We start from the raw sequence: 15,941 nt of genomic DNA, 5'->3' as shown, positions 1-15,941 counted from the left end.
TCGTGGCCCCGCTATCAGGCAAAAGACCAGCCATTATCCACCGGTATCGCAGCGCCATTAATGCCTTCGCTAGCTGTGCCACAAAGAAACAGCGCAAGAGCCGTTACCGTATCCATTGGAATAAACTTGCCACCCGGTTGACGTGTCGACAGAAAAAGCTCTGTCGCTGCTTCTTCGCTCAGTCCCTTTTCTGCGGCGAGTACTTTGATCCGACCAAGCGCTGACTCTGTTGCCATCAATCCCGGACAAATGGCGTTGCAGGTGATCGCGGTTGAAGCCAGTTCCAGCGCGACTGTACGCGTCAGGCCAATCATCGCGTGCTTGGTGGTGACATAATCCACGCGACCCGCGAGAGCGATCAAACTATATACCGATGCTACATTGATGATGCGCCCCCAACCATGCTCCTGCATGTCGGGAAGGCAAGCCCGGATCAGCCGGAAAGGCGCAGACAGATTGACCTCAACCGCCGTGTCCCAATCGGCATCGGCTAGCGATTGCACTGGCGATATTTTGCGAATGACTGCATTATTGATGAGAATATCAACGGTTCCCAGATGACTTTTAGCCTGCTCGACAAGTTGGTCCGCGGCACCCTGGTGTGATAAATCAAGAGCCGCAGCACCAACCGACTGGCCTGTCGCATCCGCCAAAACCGCTGCAACATCATTTACTTCCGACCGAATATCGGTGAGGAAAATGCGGTTTCCAGCCTTTGCAAAAACCCACGCAAGCTCAAGCCCCAACCCAAGCGCTGAACCCGTTATCAAAACGCCCCGTTCTGGAACCGAACTCATCGCGCCAGTTCCTCCCACTTTAAAACCGGCTCGGCATCCAATCGAACAACAATGCCTTCGAGAGCATCTGATGGAGCTCCATAGGCACGCATCACCGCAGGATCATGCCCCGGAACGATATGATCAAGGGTCGGAGCCAATTCGATTAGCCGAGAATAACCGCGAATGAGTGCCGCCTCGTCAAATAAGACGGGAAACGGATTCTCGCGCTCCATATTGGCGTAAAAATGTGTTGCATCGGATGCCAGTACCACCCAGCCGCGCTTCGTATAAACGCGAACAGCCTGCAAACCGGCACTATGCCCCGGCACCGAGTGCAGCCATATTCCGGACGAGAGTTCCTTATCACCACGATGGAACTCTATCCTGCCCGCATAAAGATTGCGGATATAGTCAACGATGTTTTCAACATCGAACGGCGCACGTGCTTTCGGATCGCACATACCTGGGCCTGTCGCATGCCCTGCCTCATTGACCTGAAGATGAAAACGAGCCGAAGCAAAATCTCCAAGAGTTCCGGCGTGGTCATAATGCAAATGGGTCAGAATCACCTGCCCCACCCTCTGTGCTTCAACTCCCAGCAGTGCAAGGGCATCTACGGGACGACGCAACAGCGTGCGCCCACGCGCATCCGCTGCATGCTGTCCAAAACCTGTATCAATGACATAAATCTCGTCACCGCGACGCGCTAACCAGATGAAATAATCCAGATTTTCGCCCGACTCGTGCGGATCGGCATAAAGAAAATTATCTTTGGCCGTCCGCCCCGTGTGGGTGGCGTAACGAAGTGCGTAAAGCTCGAAAGGCTTTGGTTTCTCGTTAAAATCTACCGCAGGAGCCGCCATCATTTGCCCACTTTACGTTGACGTTTGCAGAAAACTATCGAACTTAGTTTTTAGTATGACCGTAATCTTGTCATACAATCTATTGACAGGTCAAGTCCGGCATGTCTAACCTTGAGACAATCAGAACGGCGCAATCAATCTGAAATCTGCCGACAAAAACGTAGCAGCCGTCCTGCCCACCTTAACGGAGAGATGCATGACTCGTCCCGAATTTAGCGGTGAACAATTTCAGAAGGGGCTGAAGGTCAGACGTGAAGTGCTTGGCGATGGCTACGTAGCACCTTCGCTGGCCAGTGCAGACGATCTGACGGCTCCATTGCAGAAGCTGGTCACGGAATGGTGCTGGGGTGAAATCTGGACCCGTCCGGGGCTAGAACGAAAAACCCGCAGCTTTCTCAACCTCGCCATGCTGACCGCATTGAACCGCCCGCATGAAGTGAAAATTCATGTGCGCGGCGCTCTGAATAACGGCGTTACCGAAGAAGAAATCGTAGAAGTTATCCTTCAGGCGGCGATCTATTGTGGCGTACCAGCCGCCCTTGATTCTATGCGGGTTGCAACGGAGGTTATCCGCCAGATGCGCGAAGAAAAGGCCGCGGGCGCCTGATCGAAATACCGGAAACGCTCAATAAAAACGGGGAACACCCGCGATTCCAATTGCAATAGGAGGCCCATGTGACACAGGGAACAGCAGCAAAAGTCGCAAGTCAGCCGCATCGGCTGAAGACCGGCGAAGAATACAAAGAGTCGCTCAAGGATAACCGCCAGATCTGGGTCGGCGGTCAGAAACTCAATTCCGTTTATGACGAGCCAGCGCTCGCAAAAGGTATCGACCTTCTTGCCTCCATGTTCGACGATCAGTTCACTGAAGAACATGCGGACGCCACCACCTATTACGATGAAAAGGCTGGCGCGGTACTGAGCCGTTCGTGGCAGATTCCGCGTACAAAGGAAGATCTCGCCGCGCGTCGCCGGATGATCGAGTACACCTCGCTCAAGACAGCAGGCACTTTTGGACGCCCACCGGATCTCGCACCGTCGATCGTTGTTGGCCTTTATGCCTACCTGCCGACTTTCAAGAAAAAGAAATCACTTATTGACGGCATTGACCCGGATTTTGCAGAGAATATTGAACGCTACATGGAATATGGTCAGAACAACAATCTGACCGCTTCAGAGAGCCTCGCCGGACCGCAGGCCGACCGCTCGTCGCCAAAGGCTTCAGAAGCTTCGCTGCTCAAAGCCCGCAAGGTGACGAAAGATGGCGTTTATATCTATGGTGCAAAAACCGTAGGTTCGATTGCAGCACAAGCAAACGATATTTTCTTTACCAATCTCGGTGGCATTCAGGAGACACCGGCTGATGCCTGCATCTGGGGTTCGGTTCCAATCGACACGCCCGGGATCAAGATGATCTCGCGTGAAATGGTCTCGCAGCCATTGTCGAGCAAGTTTGATCATCCCGTTGCAAGCCTTGGCGAAGAAGCTGACCAGTTCATCGTGTTCGATAATGTTTTCGTGCCCAAAGATCGCCTGTTCAATCTCGGCGACCCAACGGCCATGAGCTATTATGGTCCTGTTTGCGTGTTCGCTCACTGGCACGTCCTGACGCGTCTTGCGGTCAAGGCCGAGTTGTTTGTCGGCGCGGGTCAGATGGTTCTCGATTATTTGGGCACAGGAAAAATTCCTGCGGTCCAGATGATGCTCGGACAACTCGTCGAATATGCGCAAACGCTTCGTGCATTTGTCACAGCAGCAGAAGCACTTGCAGTCCCGACCGAAGGCGACGTCATGCGCCCGGACGTTGGCATGTTGACCGCCGGTCGTCTTTATTCGATCGAAAACTACCCAAAGATCATCCACATCCTTCAGGAATTGTGTGGTCAGGGACTGGTCATGCGCTTTGGCAAAAAGGCGTTTGACAATCCAGAAGTCGGACACTTCCTTCATGAACTTCTGCCCGGACATGGCGTTTCAGCGATGGTCAAAGAGCAGCTTATGAACTTCATTTGGGATATGACGTCCGGCTCGCTGGCTGGTCGCGTTGCCCTGTTTGAAAACGTCAACGCGACGCCTGCTCCTGCGCTTCGCGCAAGACTTTACAACGAAGTTAAACGCGATGGTTATGTTGCTCAGGTGAAGAAAATCGCTGGCATCGAATAGACCCCGCATACCCCGTCCGGCGAAAATCGGGCGGGGTTCTTCATTTCGGGAATATTGGAGATTGCGATGGATCACGCCGCGCTTGTCGACCAGTTTTATAATGCCTACGCATCACGCGATGCGGACTGTGCCGTATCCCTTTATCATGCCGATGGCTGGCATGAAGAAGTTGCGATGGGAACCCGCCGTGAAGGTCACGCAGCACTTTCAGAAGGGCTGACCGGCTTTTGGCGCATGTTGCCGGATGTTGCGTGGGAACGCCTCGGATACATTCGCGCGGGCAATCAGATTGCGATTCCTTACCACATGACCGGAACCTTCAGACCGCGCGGAGAAGATACGGCTCCGCGCAAGATTTCGCTTGATGGTCTGCATATTTTTGAAGTCCGTGGCGCATTGCTGACCGGCACAAAAGATATGTGGGATCTTGACGTCTTTAAAGCGCAGATGAGTTGAGGCGATGGACGATCTGGCAACAGAAGACGGCATGACAATCAGTGAACTGATTTCAAAAGGTGAAATCAGCGCAACCGAAGTGCTTGAAGCGAGCATCACGCGGATAGAGCGGCTTAATCCGCAACTGAATGCCGTGGTGCACGCGCATTTCGATCTTGCACGGCAGCAAGTCAAAAATACGCTCCCCAAAAGCCCGCTGTCGGGCGTGCCGATGCTTCTTAAAAATACTGGCTTTGAAGCGGATGGCATGCTTCTGTCGAGTGGCTCCGAGTTGCTGCGCAACGTGGTCAGTAAACGCGATTCCACGATTACGGCGCGCTATAAATCTGCCGGAATGGTAATCTTAGGCAAATCCAACACACCGGAATTTGCGTTGAGCTTTACCAGTGAGCCAGAAGCTTTCGGCGCAACGCGCAATCCGTGGGATTTAAGCCGTACGGCTGGCGGATCGTCTGGCGGCTCCACCGCTGCGGTTGCGAGCGGCATGGTGCCACTTGCCAATAGTTCCGATGGCGCAGGATCAACAAGGCTTCCCGCAAGTCATTGCGGATTGTTTGGGTTCAAGCCATCACGGTTGGTCAATCCGGTTGGCCCTGTTGCCGCAGAAGCCATCGGCGGCATGTCCACACCTCATGCTGTTACATGGTCAGTGCGCGACAATGCGGCGATGCTGGATATTTCAGGCGGCGGCGATCTCGGTGATCCATGGGCTTCGCCCACAACATCCGAAAGCTATCTTTCGGCTCTAGACAAGACATCACCTCGCCTCAAAGTAGCGATGATTGTCGATGCGCCTGACGGTAGCCCAATCGCTCCTGAAATGGTCGAAAGCATACGCGCAACTGCTAAACTACTCCAAGACCTCGGCCATAACGTCGAAGAAGTCGCAGACGCGGGTTATGATGCTGAAGCTCTTAAGAACGCGTGGCGGATCGTTGTTGGCGTCAATGTTGCGCTCGGCGTGACGGGAGGCGATGTCACATCAGCCAACATCGCAAAGCTGGAGCCGGTCAATCAGGAGTGGGTATGTGAGGCACTCGCAATTCCCGGCACAAGTTACCTTTGGGCCATCAATCAACTTCATAGCTCATCACGCGCAATGGCGAAATTCTTCAGCAAATATGACGTCATGCTGACTCCAGCCGCGGCCGAACCCGCTCCCCTTTTGGGTAAGCTTGCAGGTAAAGGTCAAAGCATTGATACGTTTTATGATCAGTTCTGGTCTCACTCTCCCTTTACCGCCGTTTTCAACGCGTCGGGCTGTCCCGCAATGTCGGTTCCACTTGGTATGTGTCCGTCAGGCCTGCCGATTGGCTCACATATCGGAGCGGGTTTTGGAAAAGACGCACTGCTCTTTTCACTCGCAGCAGAACTGGAGCGTGCAGCTCCGTGGATCAATCGACGTCCAGCGATTTTTGGCTAAGGAAAGCACTATGAAAAATTCAGAAATCCTTGCCCTGAATGCTCGTGAAATCGCCACCGCCGTCAATGCCAAGGCAATTTCTGCTCGCGCCGTGACAGAATCTTACCTCGAAGCCATCGCCGAAAAGGATGAGCCGGTGCAGGCATGGGAATATCTCAATGCTGAACTGGCCCGTGCCAACGCTGACCGTTTTGATAGCAACGGCACCACAGGTGTGCTTGCCGGTGTGCCGATTGGCGTGAAAGATGTCATCGACACAATCGACATGCCAACTGGCTACGGCATACCGATCTATAAAGGCTTTCGGCCTCCGTGGGATGCGCCTGCCGTACAGATTGCAAAAAATTCCGGCGGACTAATTTTAGGCAAAACCGTCAGCACCGAACTTGCCATGGCAAGCCCCAACAAAACACGCAATCCGCACAATCCCGCACATACGCCCGGCGGCTCGTCTTCCGGTTCCTGTGCAGCCGTCGCAGCAGGCATGGTGCCCTTGGCATTTGGCACACAAACATCGGGTTCCGTCATCCGCCCTGCGAGTTTTTGTGGCGTAACCGCCTTCAAACCCACCTTCGGCACAATCAACACGGTCGGCATCAAAGTTTTATGCCACGGGCTTGATACGCTCGGTATCATTGCACGCAACATAGGTGATGCAGCCCATTGCGCAGCCTCACTCAGCGGACGGTCTGAACTCGCAGACCTCACGCCACCGGTTCGCCCACGCATCGGTGTGCTGCTCGGAACGCGGCTTGAAAAAGCTGAATGCTATGCAATTGAAGTCGTTAACCGCCTCGCATCCGTTGCCGAAGCAGCAGGCGCTGAATTGATCATCATTCCAGCACCATGCTGGTTTGACGGCATTTTTGATCTCCATGAAGCTGTAATGGGTTGGGAAGTAACGCAGTCCCTTGCTTCCGAAATCAGCCATAATTGGAACGAGTTGACGACCGTTACACGCGCTATGCTGGAAGATCAGGGCCGCGTTGACGAAGCCCGCTATCGTGCAGCAATGGCCGAAATTCCGGGAATACGCCACATGATGGATGCAATTTTATCCCGTTTTGATGCCGTCCTTACACTTGCCGCTCCCGGTGAAGCGCCTAAGGGCAGGTCTACCGGCGACCCGATCTTCAATCGGCTCTGGAGCGTTTTGCAGGTACCTCTCATCTGTCTACCGGTGTCCAAAGGGCCAAACGGCTTGCCAGTCGGCGTGCAGTTTGTCGGCGCGCGCGGCGCAGACTACCGCCTCGCCTCGGCAGCACTTTTTCTGGAAACCGTAATCGCTGTAAAAGGAGGCACATTATGAGCCATCCCCAAATTGATCAGTTAACCGATGATTTTCGCACGGCGATGCGGCAACTTGCAGCTACCGTCAACATCATCACCGCTGGTGAAGGTGAAACAAGGCGCGGACTGACGGCCACAGCCGTTTGTTCCATGTCTATCACGCCACCGTCCATGCTCGTCTGCGTCAATCGCTTTGGTGAAGCACACAAGGCGATTACGTCGGCGGGTAGTTTCTGCGTCAATATTCTGGCCGATGCCCAAAGGGAAATCGCCATGAGGTTTGCTGGCCAGATCGGCGAAATGGGTGAGGATAAGTTCGCTCACTATAGCTGGACAAATCTTGCAACCGGAGCACCTGCGCTTGATCTGGCAATGGCCAATCTCGACTGCGAAATCGCATCGGTCTCCGCGACAGAAAGCCATTCGATTTTCATTGGAGAAGTAAAAGCCATTCGCTTCGGACCTGAGACTTCACCACTGCTTCACTACAATCGCAACTTCTTCACGCTGGCCAATCAGACCGCGTTATAGACCATTCAACTAAGGGAACGAGCTGCAACCAAAATAACAAACAAGAAGTACGGTTTTCCCAAACCAAAACTCTCTCGGATGCAGCGACCAACAACGGGCAATGCCCAACGGAGGTATTTATCATGTCTATCAGTGACGCACAGTTCTTGAAGGGCTGGAGACACGTGCTCGAAATGTGCAACCTGAAAGCTGGCGAGCAAGTCACAATTCTGACGAGCGACGATAGCAACAAGCAGATTGCCTATATCGCCAAGCTCGCCGCCTCGGATCTTGGCGCTGTCGTCACCGAGCTTAATCTTGCGCCGGTGAACAGCGAAAAGGCCATCTCTCCCGACAAGTCCGGCTATATCGGCAAGACTCCACTGGATGGCAATGTCGCGGCACTCGCCTGTCTCAAGGCTTCCGATCTTGTCATCGACACGTTACAACTCTTGTTCTCAAAAGAGCAGGAACAAGTGCTGAAAACCGGCACGCGCATGTTGCTTGCCGTCGAGCCTCCTGCGATCATGATGCGCCAAATTCCGCGCCCGGAAGACAAACTGCGAGTTCTTGCTGCGGCCAAGAAAATTGGCTCGGCCAAAGAGATGCATGTTACCTCAAAGGCAGGCACGGATTTCCGTTGCCGTCTTGGTCAATATCCGGTGCTCACACAATATGGCCTTGCCGACGAACCGGGCCGCTGGGATCATTGGCCAAGTTGCTTTTCTGCACGCTGGCCGGATGAAGGCAGTGCCGAAGGAACCATCGTCATCGACGAAGGCGACATTCTGCTGCCATTCAAAAAATACGCCAGATCGCCAATCACGGTGACCATTCAAAAAGGCTTCATTGTCGACATCAAGGGCGGTTACGATGCTGAATTCATGCGTAAATTCATGGAAAGTTTCAATGACCCGCGTGCTTACGCGATGGCGCATGTCGGCTGGGGATTGGAGAACAGGGCTAACTGGACAGTGCTTGGTCTTTATAACCCGGAAGCGCAGCTTGGCATGGACGCACGCTCCTTTGCGGGCAACTTCCTCTGGTCATCAGGGCCAAACACAGAAGCTGGCGGAGATCGCGACACGCCATGCCATCTCGATATTCCGCTGCGTAATTGCTCCGTTTCGCTGGATGGTGAAGTGATGACGCTGGAAGGCGCCGTTATCCCCGCAGATCAGAAATAAGACCATGGCACAGTATGATGCGGCAATTATTGGAGCCGGCTCCGCCGGCGCTCTCATAGCAGCGCGCCTCAGCGAAGATCCTGCTCGTAATGTTCTGCTGATTGAAGCGGGTGAAACGCCAACGGACCCCGATATTCTAAAGCCCTCTATGTGGCCAGCGATCCAGCATCGCAGCTACGACTGGGACTACAGGACAACACCTCAAAAACATGCCGCTGGCAGAAGCTTTGCATGGGCGCGTGGGAAAGGCCTTGGTGGATCAAGTTTGCTTCACGCAATGGGTTATATGCGCGGGCACCCAGCGGATTTTGATGCCTGGTCAGAAGCCACGGGCGATAGTCGCTGGAGTTGGGAAGGTCTTCTGCCATCTTTCATGGCGAACGAAGACCATATGTTTGGTGGTGATGGTATCCACGGCAAAGATGGACCAATGCCAGTCTGGATTCCTGATGAAGACGTAAGCCCTCTCACACGCGCATTCATGTCTGCGGGTCATGCCCTCGGCTTGCCGCGCATTCCAGGTCACAACACCGGCCAAATGATTGGGGTCACACCCAACTCGCTCATGATCCGCGATGGGCGCCGTATCACTGCCGCGGAAGCATGGCTAACGCCCGAGGTTTGTGCGCGCCCAAACCTCACCATCATGACAGGTACGCTGACACGATACCTCAAATTGGAAAAATCACGAGTGTCAGAAATAGAGCTGGCGGGCCCTCAAGGCCCTACTACCATTGTAGCAAGCGAAATCATTCTCTCCGCCGGTTCATTGGAAAGCCCGGCACTTTTAATGCGCTCTGGCATAGGACGCGAAGATGTGCTTCGCAAAGCCGATGTTCGTTGCTACATTAAAGCGCCAGAACTCGGGCTAAATCTAATGGATCACTTGCTTGGTGCGGGCAACCTCTATGCCACTAAAAAGCATCTGCCACCGTCGCGACTGCAACATTCGGAAAGCATGGCTTATATGCGTGCGGGAGACTTTTCCGCCGATGGGCCGCCAGAAATCGTGGTCGGATGCGGCGTCGCCCCGATTGTTTCGGAGAGCTTTGGCGCGCCTCCAGGGGGTAGCGCCTATTCTTTTCTATTTGGCGTCACACACCCAACGAGCCGTGGAGAAATCCGCATCACCGGAGTGCAGCCAACCGATCCTTTGCACATAGACCCGCGTTACCTTCAAACCGACCATGACAGAACGCTTTTCCGCGCAGCACTCAACGCTGCTCGTGAAATCGGCAATCACGCCGAATTAGATGAATGGCGCGATCACGAAATATTGCCTTGCCCACTTACAACAAACGACGACATTGACGCATTTGTCGCTAAGGCTGTGATAACCCATCACCACCCATCGGGCACTTGTCGCATGGGGAAAGATGACAGATCAGTTGTCGATAGCGATTTACGGCTACGCGGCTTAGATAACTTATATGTTGTCGATGGCTCTGTACTCCCAGGCCTCACCGCGGGACCAATCCATGCGGCTGTACAGGCAATTGCTGAGAATTTTTCAGTTCAATTAAACAACAAATAATCTCACTCGCAATGGAGTCAGTCCTCCGTGGCAGTTTGATCAGGTGTTTTTCAATATACACGGACTCTGATACAAAAAAGTCGTTTGAATATGCGCTTTATTTTGGGAACAGTTATGCTGCGCGTTCTGCAAACGGTTGTGGTGCAAGTTTTCATTTTTGCTGAGTTATATGGTAATCGTTGTTAATAATTGAGTGAGGCGGATGCGGATGACGTTCGATTTCAAAGACGTCCATTTCCCCAAAAGCGTCATTTTGCACGCGGTGTTCTTTTACGTGCGCTACGCTGTTTCCTATCGATATCTTTAGGAAATTATGGCTGAACGTGGTGTGGACGTTGATCATGCGACATTGAACGACCTGTGAAAAAAATCCTGTTTGGACCTGCAATATGCTATAGTTCTGGTAGTGTTTCCGGGAGGATTTGGGGAAGAATCGCATCGGTCCGAAAGCATCCGTGAATGTTGCCGCGGCATCTAACGGTCATATAACTCAATGGCGAGGCAGGCCAGTTCGACTTGGTGCAAGCGGATCGTTGGCAGCTTTGTTGGGAGATGATGGATGTTAAACGGCTGGTGGAAGAAGATCATCCTGCTCAGGCGATCTGGGAATTGGTTGGCCAACTTGACCGGTCTGCCTTTGCGGCAGGGATTGGCTCACTTGAAGGTGTTGCCGGGCGACCCGCCTATGATCCGCGGCTTCTGGTGAGCTTACGGATTTACTCTTATAGCTGCGGTATCGGATCTGCCCGTGAGGTGGAGCGTCGCTGTGAGCACGATCCGGGCCTTCGCTGGTTGATGGGACTCCTTGTCATCAATCACCATACCCTGTCCGACTTTCGCCTTCCCCATCGCGAAGCTCTTGATGAAATGTTCACCCAAGTACTCGCCGTGTTAAGCACAAAGAGTCTGATCGCTCTGCGGGGCGTCATGCATGATGGTACGAAAATCACCGCGCGGGCAGGGCCAGACTCTTTCAAGCAGGAAGCGCGGATCATGCGTCATGGCGATGGCCACTACGCCTTGAGTTATAACCGTCTAGATTTCGACTGACGCAGCGCATGGCATTGCCGTGGCTCTGGATATTGGGCAAACGGACCCTGACTACGAATGCTTTGCTCCAGCAATTGAGCAGATTAGAAAGCGACTGGGTCAGTCACCTGATCAAATGGTGGTGGATGCAAGCTATACCAGTCGGGCGAATATTCTGGCCGCGCAAGACAAAGACATTGAACTTGCCGGGCCATGGACTGACACTGATGGCCGCGCCAAGTAACGGTTTCCTCGTGTTGGGGTAACGGACGCTTTCCTGCCCGATAAGTTCCAGTACGATACGGCGTCCGACAGCTACGTTTGTCCGGAAGGCAAAATACTCACCGCTCGCTATGGCCATTTGCGACCTGGAAGAAAGATGGTGCGTTATCTGGCCAGATCGACCGATTGTCGGCCATGCCCCAGTCGCCGCAAATGTTGCTCGGGCAACCAGCGCTATGGGCGATCGATTGTCGTTACACAAGAGGCCCCTGTAGTGAGCGTGTTCCGCTCTCGGAAAAATTCGCCAGAGACAAAAGCGTTAGTCCGCGAACGTGGGCGTGTCGCAGAGTTCGTCAATGAGTGGCTGAAAGATAAGCTGGGTCTGCGGCGCTTTCGTGTACGCGGGTTGGCAAAGGCAGGAACGGAAGCCTGTGGGCCCTGCTGGCCTACAATATCCGGCAATGGATCCGCCTGTTGGCGAAACGGTCATTGCAAAACGGCAACGACTACCTTGCCCTTCGCCCGCCCGGTTTCGACGTAAGCCAACGCCTCAGCCGTTTGCGCAAATGGATACACCTTGTCCACGACAGGACGGATGATGTCAGCGTCGATGAGCTTGGCAATCTCGCCCAATTGCTGACCTTCCGCGCGCATAAACAGAAAAACGTAGTCGACGCCGCGGCTCCTTGCCTTCTTCAGAATGCCTCGGCTCAGCATCCGCATGACAAAGCGCAGGATGAGGTTCAGCCGCAGGGACTTGGCGAAGGGAACGTCTGGCGGGCCAGAGATCGAGATCAGCTTTCCGCCGAGCTTCAGAACGTTCAGTGACTTTGCCAACGTCTTGGCATCCTGGCTGTTCAGCACCAGGTCGTATCCGGAGAGAACCTGTTCAAAGTCCTGCGTCTTGTAATCGATGACCACATCTGCACCGAGGCCTTTGACCAATTCGACGTTTGCGGGACTGGTCGTCGTGGCAACTGTAGCTCCGAGATGTTTGGCGAGCTGGATGGCGAAGGTGCCGACACCGCCGGAACCGGCCTGAATGAAGACCTTCTGGCCGGGCTTGACCTTGCCCACCTCGACGAGCGCCTGCCAGGCGGTCAGTCCGACGAGCGGGATCGAGGCGGCCTGCTCCATGGAGAGGCTTTTCGGCTTCAGCGCGAGGTCCGCTACATCAACTGCAATCATCTCCGCAAAGGTGCCAGCACGAAGATCGCGCGGCCGGCCATAGACCTCGTCCCCCAACTTGAACTGTCTGACATTGGCGCCGACACGCAAAACCGTTCCGGCGAGATCATGGCCCAGAATGAAGGGCCGGCGATAGGGCAGGAACAGCTTGAATTCGCCATCCCGTATCTTGGAATCCAGAAGGTTTATCGCTGTGGCGTGAATGCGAACCAGCACATCATTTGCACCGATCTGAGGTTCGGGAACGTCGGCCAGGCGCAGCGGCCCCTTCTTGTTGTATTTCTCTACGACGAAGGCTTTCACGGGCTTTCTCCAGTGTGAAACGATTATCAAGTCAGGCAGCCAGGAAAGCCAGGGCTTTCGGCACGAACTGGGCATGATATTGGAATATCCCGCCATGGCCGGCATCCTCGTAGAACACGAGCTCGGCATTGGGGATGCGCCGTGCCATATCGCGACTGTTGGTTGTCGGTACCATGATGTCATTGTCCCCATTAGCCACGAGAACAGGAATGTGGATGCGCCCCAGATCCTGCGGTGCCCGACGACCCCAAGCTTTGATGGCGCTAAGCGGACGCAGGAAGGCCCGCGGCGTCGGCCCCTTGTCGCGATTCAGTCTACGCTCTTTTAATCGAACCAAAAACTCCCTGGCTGCCTGACGACCATTTGCGGTGGAGGTGAAGAACAGATAGGTTTTCGGGTCTTGAAGCGTCAGCATGCTCTCGAGTATCAACGGCCAGGAGACCGCGCCCACCCTTTCGATGCCGTTCCCTCCAGCAGGGCCGGTACCGGTCAAGATCAACTTGCGAACTAGAGACGGCGCTTTCAGCGTGATATTCTGCACCACGAAGCCGCCCAGCGAGAAGCCAAGCAGATCAACTGCCTCAAACCCTAAAGCGCTAATCATGTCGATTGTATTACGGGTCATCTCATCAATCGTCACAGGAGCCAGGCCACTAGAGAGACCGATGCCTCTATAGTCTATCGCGATCACATGATGCGCGGTCGCAAGCCCATCGACGATCCGGAGATCAAAATTATCCAGAACCGCACCCCAGTGGTTCAAGAGCAGCAATGGCACTCCACCACGTGGACCGAGTTCGCGATACGCGAATTGGGTCTTCCCAACCGTGATGAAACGGTTGGGCGCGTCGGTATCGCGGTCTGCCGCGACTGTCGCTCTGAAAGCGTCTGTCATGATTGCTCTCGCTTGCCGCGCGATCGCGGCCCATAGTGGTTTGCTTGTGGATTCAGGCGATGTTGAATTGCTTGCGCAGGATACGGTCGAACAGTGCGCGCGGCAGATAACGCCGGGCAAAGGACGTTTGGCGGGCCGCCTTACCTGAGGGGTAACGTAAACGCGGCACCCTGGCCTCTGCTGCCACAAGGATGGTCGCCGCGACATCATCTGCGGTATCGCCGGTGGCCATCGCCGCATTAAATGCCGTCTGGTATCTGGCAAATGTCTCACGATAGGCCACCACAGGACGATCGCCTTGTGGTGAGTTGGCTTCGATGGACGTCTTGGTCGCCCATGGCTCGATGACGGCGACCCGTATGCCGAACGACCGAACCTCATGGTCCAGCGATTCGGAATAGCCCTCGATTGCGTGTTTGCTTGCCGTATAATAGGCGCCAAAGGGACCAGGAATAAGCCCCACGACCGAACCAATGTTCAGGATCCGGCCAGCACCCTGCTGACGCATAATCGGAAGAACCTCGTTCGTCACCCGCACGACACCCAAGAAGTTGGTGTCAAACAGCGCGCGAACCTGCTCAATCGAGCTTTCCTCCGCTGCCCCCGATACGGCATAGCCGGCATTGTTGACCAATAGGTCGATGCGGTCGAGTTCTGCATGTGCCAAGGCCACAGCGGCTGCAACGGAGGCATCCGAGGTCACATCGCAAGCGATCATACGTATGCCATCGCGGATCTCGCCGGGTGCCGCCTTGCGGCTTGTGCCGATCACCCGGTAACCCGCCCGGCTGAGCGTCAATGCCGTTGCCTTGCCTATACCGCTGGAGGCCCCGGTCACGAATGCAGTCTTCTGTCCTTTTACAAAGGTCGCCATAGCGTTCTTCTCGATCTGGCGCGCGACCTCCGGCCGCGCTGCTTTCGATTGTCATAAATTGATGATGGTCGGCGTCACAGAGCCACACCGAAGTGCGGCCCTGTGACGGGTCAAATACTAGACGTTTCGGTATAGCGCGGATAATCAGTATAGCCCGCAGCACCTCCGCCGTAGATCGTCGCCGGATTGATTTCGGCGAGCGGTGCGCCGCTCTGTAGCCGTTCCACGAGATCCGGATTGGCAATGAAGGGACGACCGAAGGCGATCATATCCGCTTTGCCATCGGCCATATGCGATGCCGCAAGTTCGACATCATAACCATTGTTGGCGATATAGGTTTTGCTGAAGCGGCCTCGCAGAGATCCGTAATCAAAGGGTGCGACGTCGCGCGGCCCACCGGTGGCACCTTCGACGACGTGAATGTAGGCGATACAGAGCGCCTCCAACTGGTCAACGATATAGTCATACTGCGCCTGCGGATCGCTACAGGAAATGCCGTTGGCGGGTGAGACTGGCGAAATCCGAATTCCGGTGCGCTCAGCACCGATTTCTTGCGCCACCGCTGCGGTGACTTCCAGCAACAGGCGCGCACGGTTTTCTACAGAGCCGCCATAGGCGTCTGTTCGATCATTGGCGCCGTCCTTTGCGAACTGCTCAAGCAGATAGCCATTGGCGCCGTGGACCTCAACACCGTCGAAACCGGCCTTGATGGCATTGGATGCCGCTTGCCGGAAATCATCGATGATGCCCGGAAGCTCATTAAGCTCAAGAGCGCGCGGCTCAGATACGTCAGCGAAACCATTATTCACGAACGTCTTGGTCCCGGCACGGATCGCTGAGGGTGCAACCGGCGCTTCACCGCCAAGAAGATCGACGTGGCTGACGCGACCGACATGCCAGAGCTGGACGAAAATCCGGCCGCCACTGGCATGAACCGCATCGGTCACCTTCTGCCAGCCAGCAATTTGCTCCGGTGTGTAGAGCCCTGGCGTATCCTGATAGCCCTGTGCCTGCCTGGAGACTTGTGTCGCCTCGGTAATAATGAGTCCGGCGCTCGCGCGCTGGGCATAATATTGCGCAGCGTGCTCACTCGGCACGAGGCCAGCACCAGCGCGATTGCGCGTGAGGGGCGCCATGACGATCCGGTTGGATAACGTGGTAGCACCGAGAGCGTAGGATTCGAAAAGCGGGTTATTGGTCATAGTTTTACCTCTGGTATTTCGTC

General features: G+C 54.7%; 17 protein-coding genes and 1 pseudogene. 12 read left to right on the top strand and 6 right to left on the bottom strand.

Annotated features, from left to right (window positions below):
* Positions 1-14 precede the first annotated feature (14 nt).
* Together CES85_RS25625 and CES85_RS25620 are read right to left on the bottom strand one after the other, a co-directional pair.
* Positions 15-797 (bottom strand): SDR family NAD(P)-dependent oxidoreductase, encoded by a 783-nt coding sequence (locus CES85_RS25625; protein WP_095448585.1) that lies wholly within the window; start codon positions 795-797, stop codon positions 15-17.
* Positions 794-1,645, bottom strand: coding sequence for an N-acyl homoserine lactonase family protein (locus tag CES85_RS25620; protein WP_244923330.1), 852 nt, complete (start codon positions 1,643-1,645; stop codon positions 794-796). The genes CES85_RS25625 and CES85_RS25620 overlap by 4 nt, the downstream gene beginning before the upstream one ends.
* Before the next feature lie 193 nt (positions 1,646-1,838).
* On the opposite strand from CES85_RS25620, the gene CES85_RS25615 reads away from it, so the two are divergent.
* The 12 genes and pseudogenes from CES85_RS25615 (at position 1,839) to CES85_RS28275 (ending at position 11,997) form a co-directional block, all read left to right on the top strand.
* On the top strand, positions 1,839-2,249 hold the full coding sequence (locus tag CES85_RS25615; RefSeq protein WP_095448583.1) for a carboxymuconolactone decarboxylase family protein: 411 nt from the start codon (positions 1,839-1,841) through the stop codon (positions 2,247-2,249).
* A gap of 68 nt (positions 2,250-2,317) precedes the next feature.
* Positions 2,318-3,805, top strand: a complete 1,488-nt coding sequence (locus CES85_RS25610) for a 4-hydroxyphenylacetate 3-hydroxylase N-terminal domain-containing protein (RefSeq protein WP_095448582.1) — start codon at positions 2,318-2,320, stop codon at positions 3,803-3,805.
* A 66-nt stretch (positions 3,806-3,871) separates the two neighbouring features.
* The gene (locus CES85_RS25605; RefSeq protein WP_095448581.1) at positions 3,872-4,261 is read left to right on the top strand and encodes a nuclear transport factor 2 family protein; all 390 of its coding nucleotides are present in this window, start codon (positions 3,872-3,874) and stop codon (positions 4,259-4,261) included.
* A gap of 4 nt (positions 4,262-4,265) precedes the next feature.
* On the top strand, positions 4,266-5,684 hold the full coding sequence (locus CES85_RS25600) for an amidase (protein WP_095448580.1): 1,419 nt from the start codon (positions 4,266-4,268) through the stop codon (positions 5,682-5,684).
* Between the two features lie 10 nt (positions 5,685-5,694).
* Positions 5,695-6,993, top strand: a complete 1,299-nt coding sequence (locus tag CES85_RS25595) for an amidase (protein ID WP_095448579.1) — start codon at positions 5,695-5,697, stop codon at positions 6,991-6,993.
* Positions 6,990-7,505 (top strand): flavin reductase family protein, encoded by a 516-nt coding sequence (locus CES85_RS25590; RefSeq protein WP_095448578.1) that lies wholly within the window; start codon positions 6,990-6,992, stop codon positions 7,503-7,505. The genes CES85_RS25595 and CES85_RS25590 overlap by 4 nt, the downstream gene beginning before the upstream one ends.
* Positions 7,506-7,627: 122 nt before the next feature.
* Positions 7,628-8,671, top strand: a complete 1,044-nt coding sequence (locus CES85_RS25585) for a 2,5-dihydroxypyridine 5,6-dioxygenase NicX family protein (RefSeq protein WP_095448577.1) — start codon at positions 7,628-7,630, stop codon at positions 8,669-8,671.
* A 4-nt stretch (positions 8,672-8,675) separates the two neighbouring features.
* On the top strand, positions 8,676-10,205 hold the full coding sequence (locus CES85_RS25580) for a GMC family oxidoreductase (RefSeq protein ID WP_095448576.1): 1,530 nt from the start codon (positions 8,676-8,678) through the stop codon (positions 10,203-10,205).
* A gap of 208 nt (positions 10,206-10,413) precedes the next feature.
* Positions 10,414-10,509 (top strand): annotated as a pseudogene (locus CES85_RS25575) (IS6 family transposase); the annotation flags it as partial.
* Positions 10,510-10,757: 248 nt separating this feature from the next.
* Positions 10,758-11,255: a transposase gene (locus tag CES85_RS25570; RefSeq protein ID WP_095448575.1), complete on the top strand. Its 498-nt coding sequence runs from the start codon at positions 10,758-10,760 to the stop codon at positions 11,253-11,255.
* Positions 11,256-11,274: 19 nt separating this feature from the next.
* Entirely contained in the window at positions 11,275-11,478 is a 204-nt protein-coding gene (locus CES85_RS27320) for a hypothetical protein (protein WP_157743524.1), read from the top strand.
* A gap of 33 nt (positions 11,479-11,511) precedes the next feature.
* On the top strand, positions 11,512-11,997 hold the full coding sequence (locus tag CES85_RS28275; protein ID WP_095448574.1) for a transposase: 486 nt from the start codon (positions 11,512-11,514) through the stop codon (positions 11,995-11,997).
* Here CES85_RS28275 and CES85_RS25560 read toward each other — a convergent pair.
* From CES85_RS25560 to CES85_RS25545, 4 genes are all read right to left on the bottom strand, one after another.
* Positions 11,943-12,947 carry an NADP-dependent oxidoreductase gene (locus tag CES85_RS25560; protein ID WP_095448573.1) on the bottom strand — a complete coding sequence of 335 codons (1,005 nt, stop codon included), beginning with the start codon at positions 12,945-12,947 and terminating at the stop codon, positions 11,943-11,945. The genes CES85_RS28275 and CES85_RS25560 overlap by 55 nt on opposite strands.
* Positions 12,948-12,978: 31 nt before the next feature.
* The gene (locus CES85_RS25555; RefSeq protein ID WP_095448572.1) at positions 12,979-13,842 is read right to left on the bottom strand and encodes an alpha/beta fold hydrolase; all 864 of its coding nucleotides are present in this window, start codon (positions 13,840-13,842) and stop codon (positions 12,979-12,981) included.
* A gap of 52 nt (positions 13,843-13,894) precedes the next feature.
* Positions 13,895-14,716 (bottom strand): oxidoreductase, encoded by an 822-nt coding sequence (locus tag CES85_RS25550; protein ID WP_095448571.1) that lies wholly within the window; start codon positions 14,714-14,716, stop codon positions 13,895-13,897.
* Between the two features lie 110 nt (positions 14,717-14,826).
* Positions 14,827-15,918 carry an alkene reductase gene (locus CES85_RS25545; protein WP_095448570.1) on the bottom strand — a complete coding sequence of 364 codons (1,092 nt, stop codon included), beginning with the start codon at positions 15,916-15,918 and terminating at the stop codon, positions 14,827-14,829.
* Positions 15,919-15,941 lie beyond the last annotated feature (23 nt).

The organism is Ochrobactrum quorumnocens (assembly GCF_002278035.1).
GTDB lineage: Bacteria > Pseudomonadota > Alphaproteobacteria > Rhizobiales > Rhizobiaceae > Brucella > Brucella quorumnocens.
This window is presented reverse-complemented; position numbering and strand designations above follow the sequence as displayed.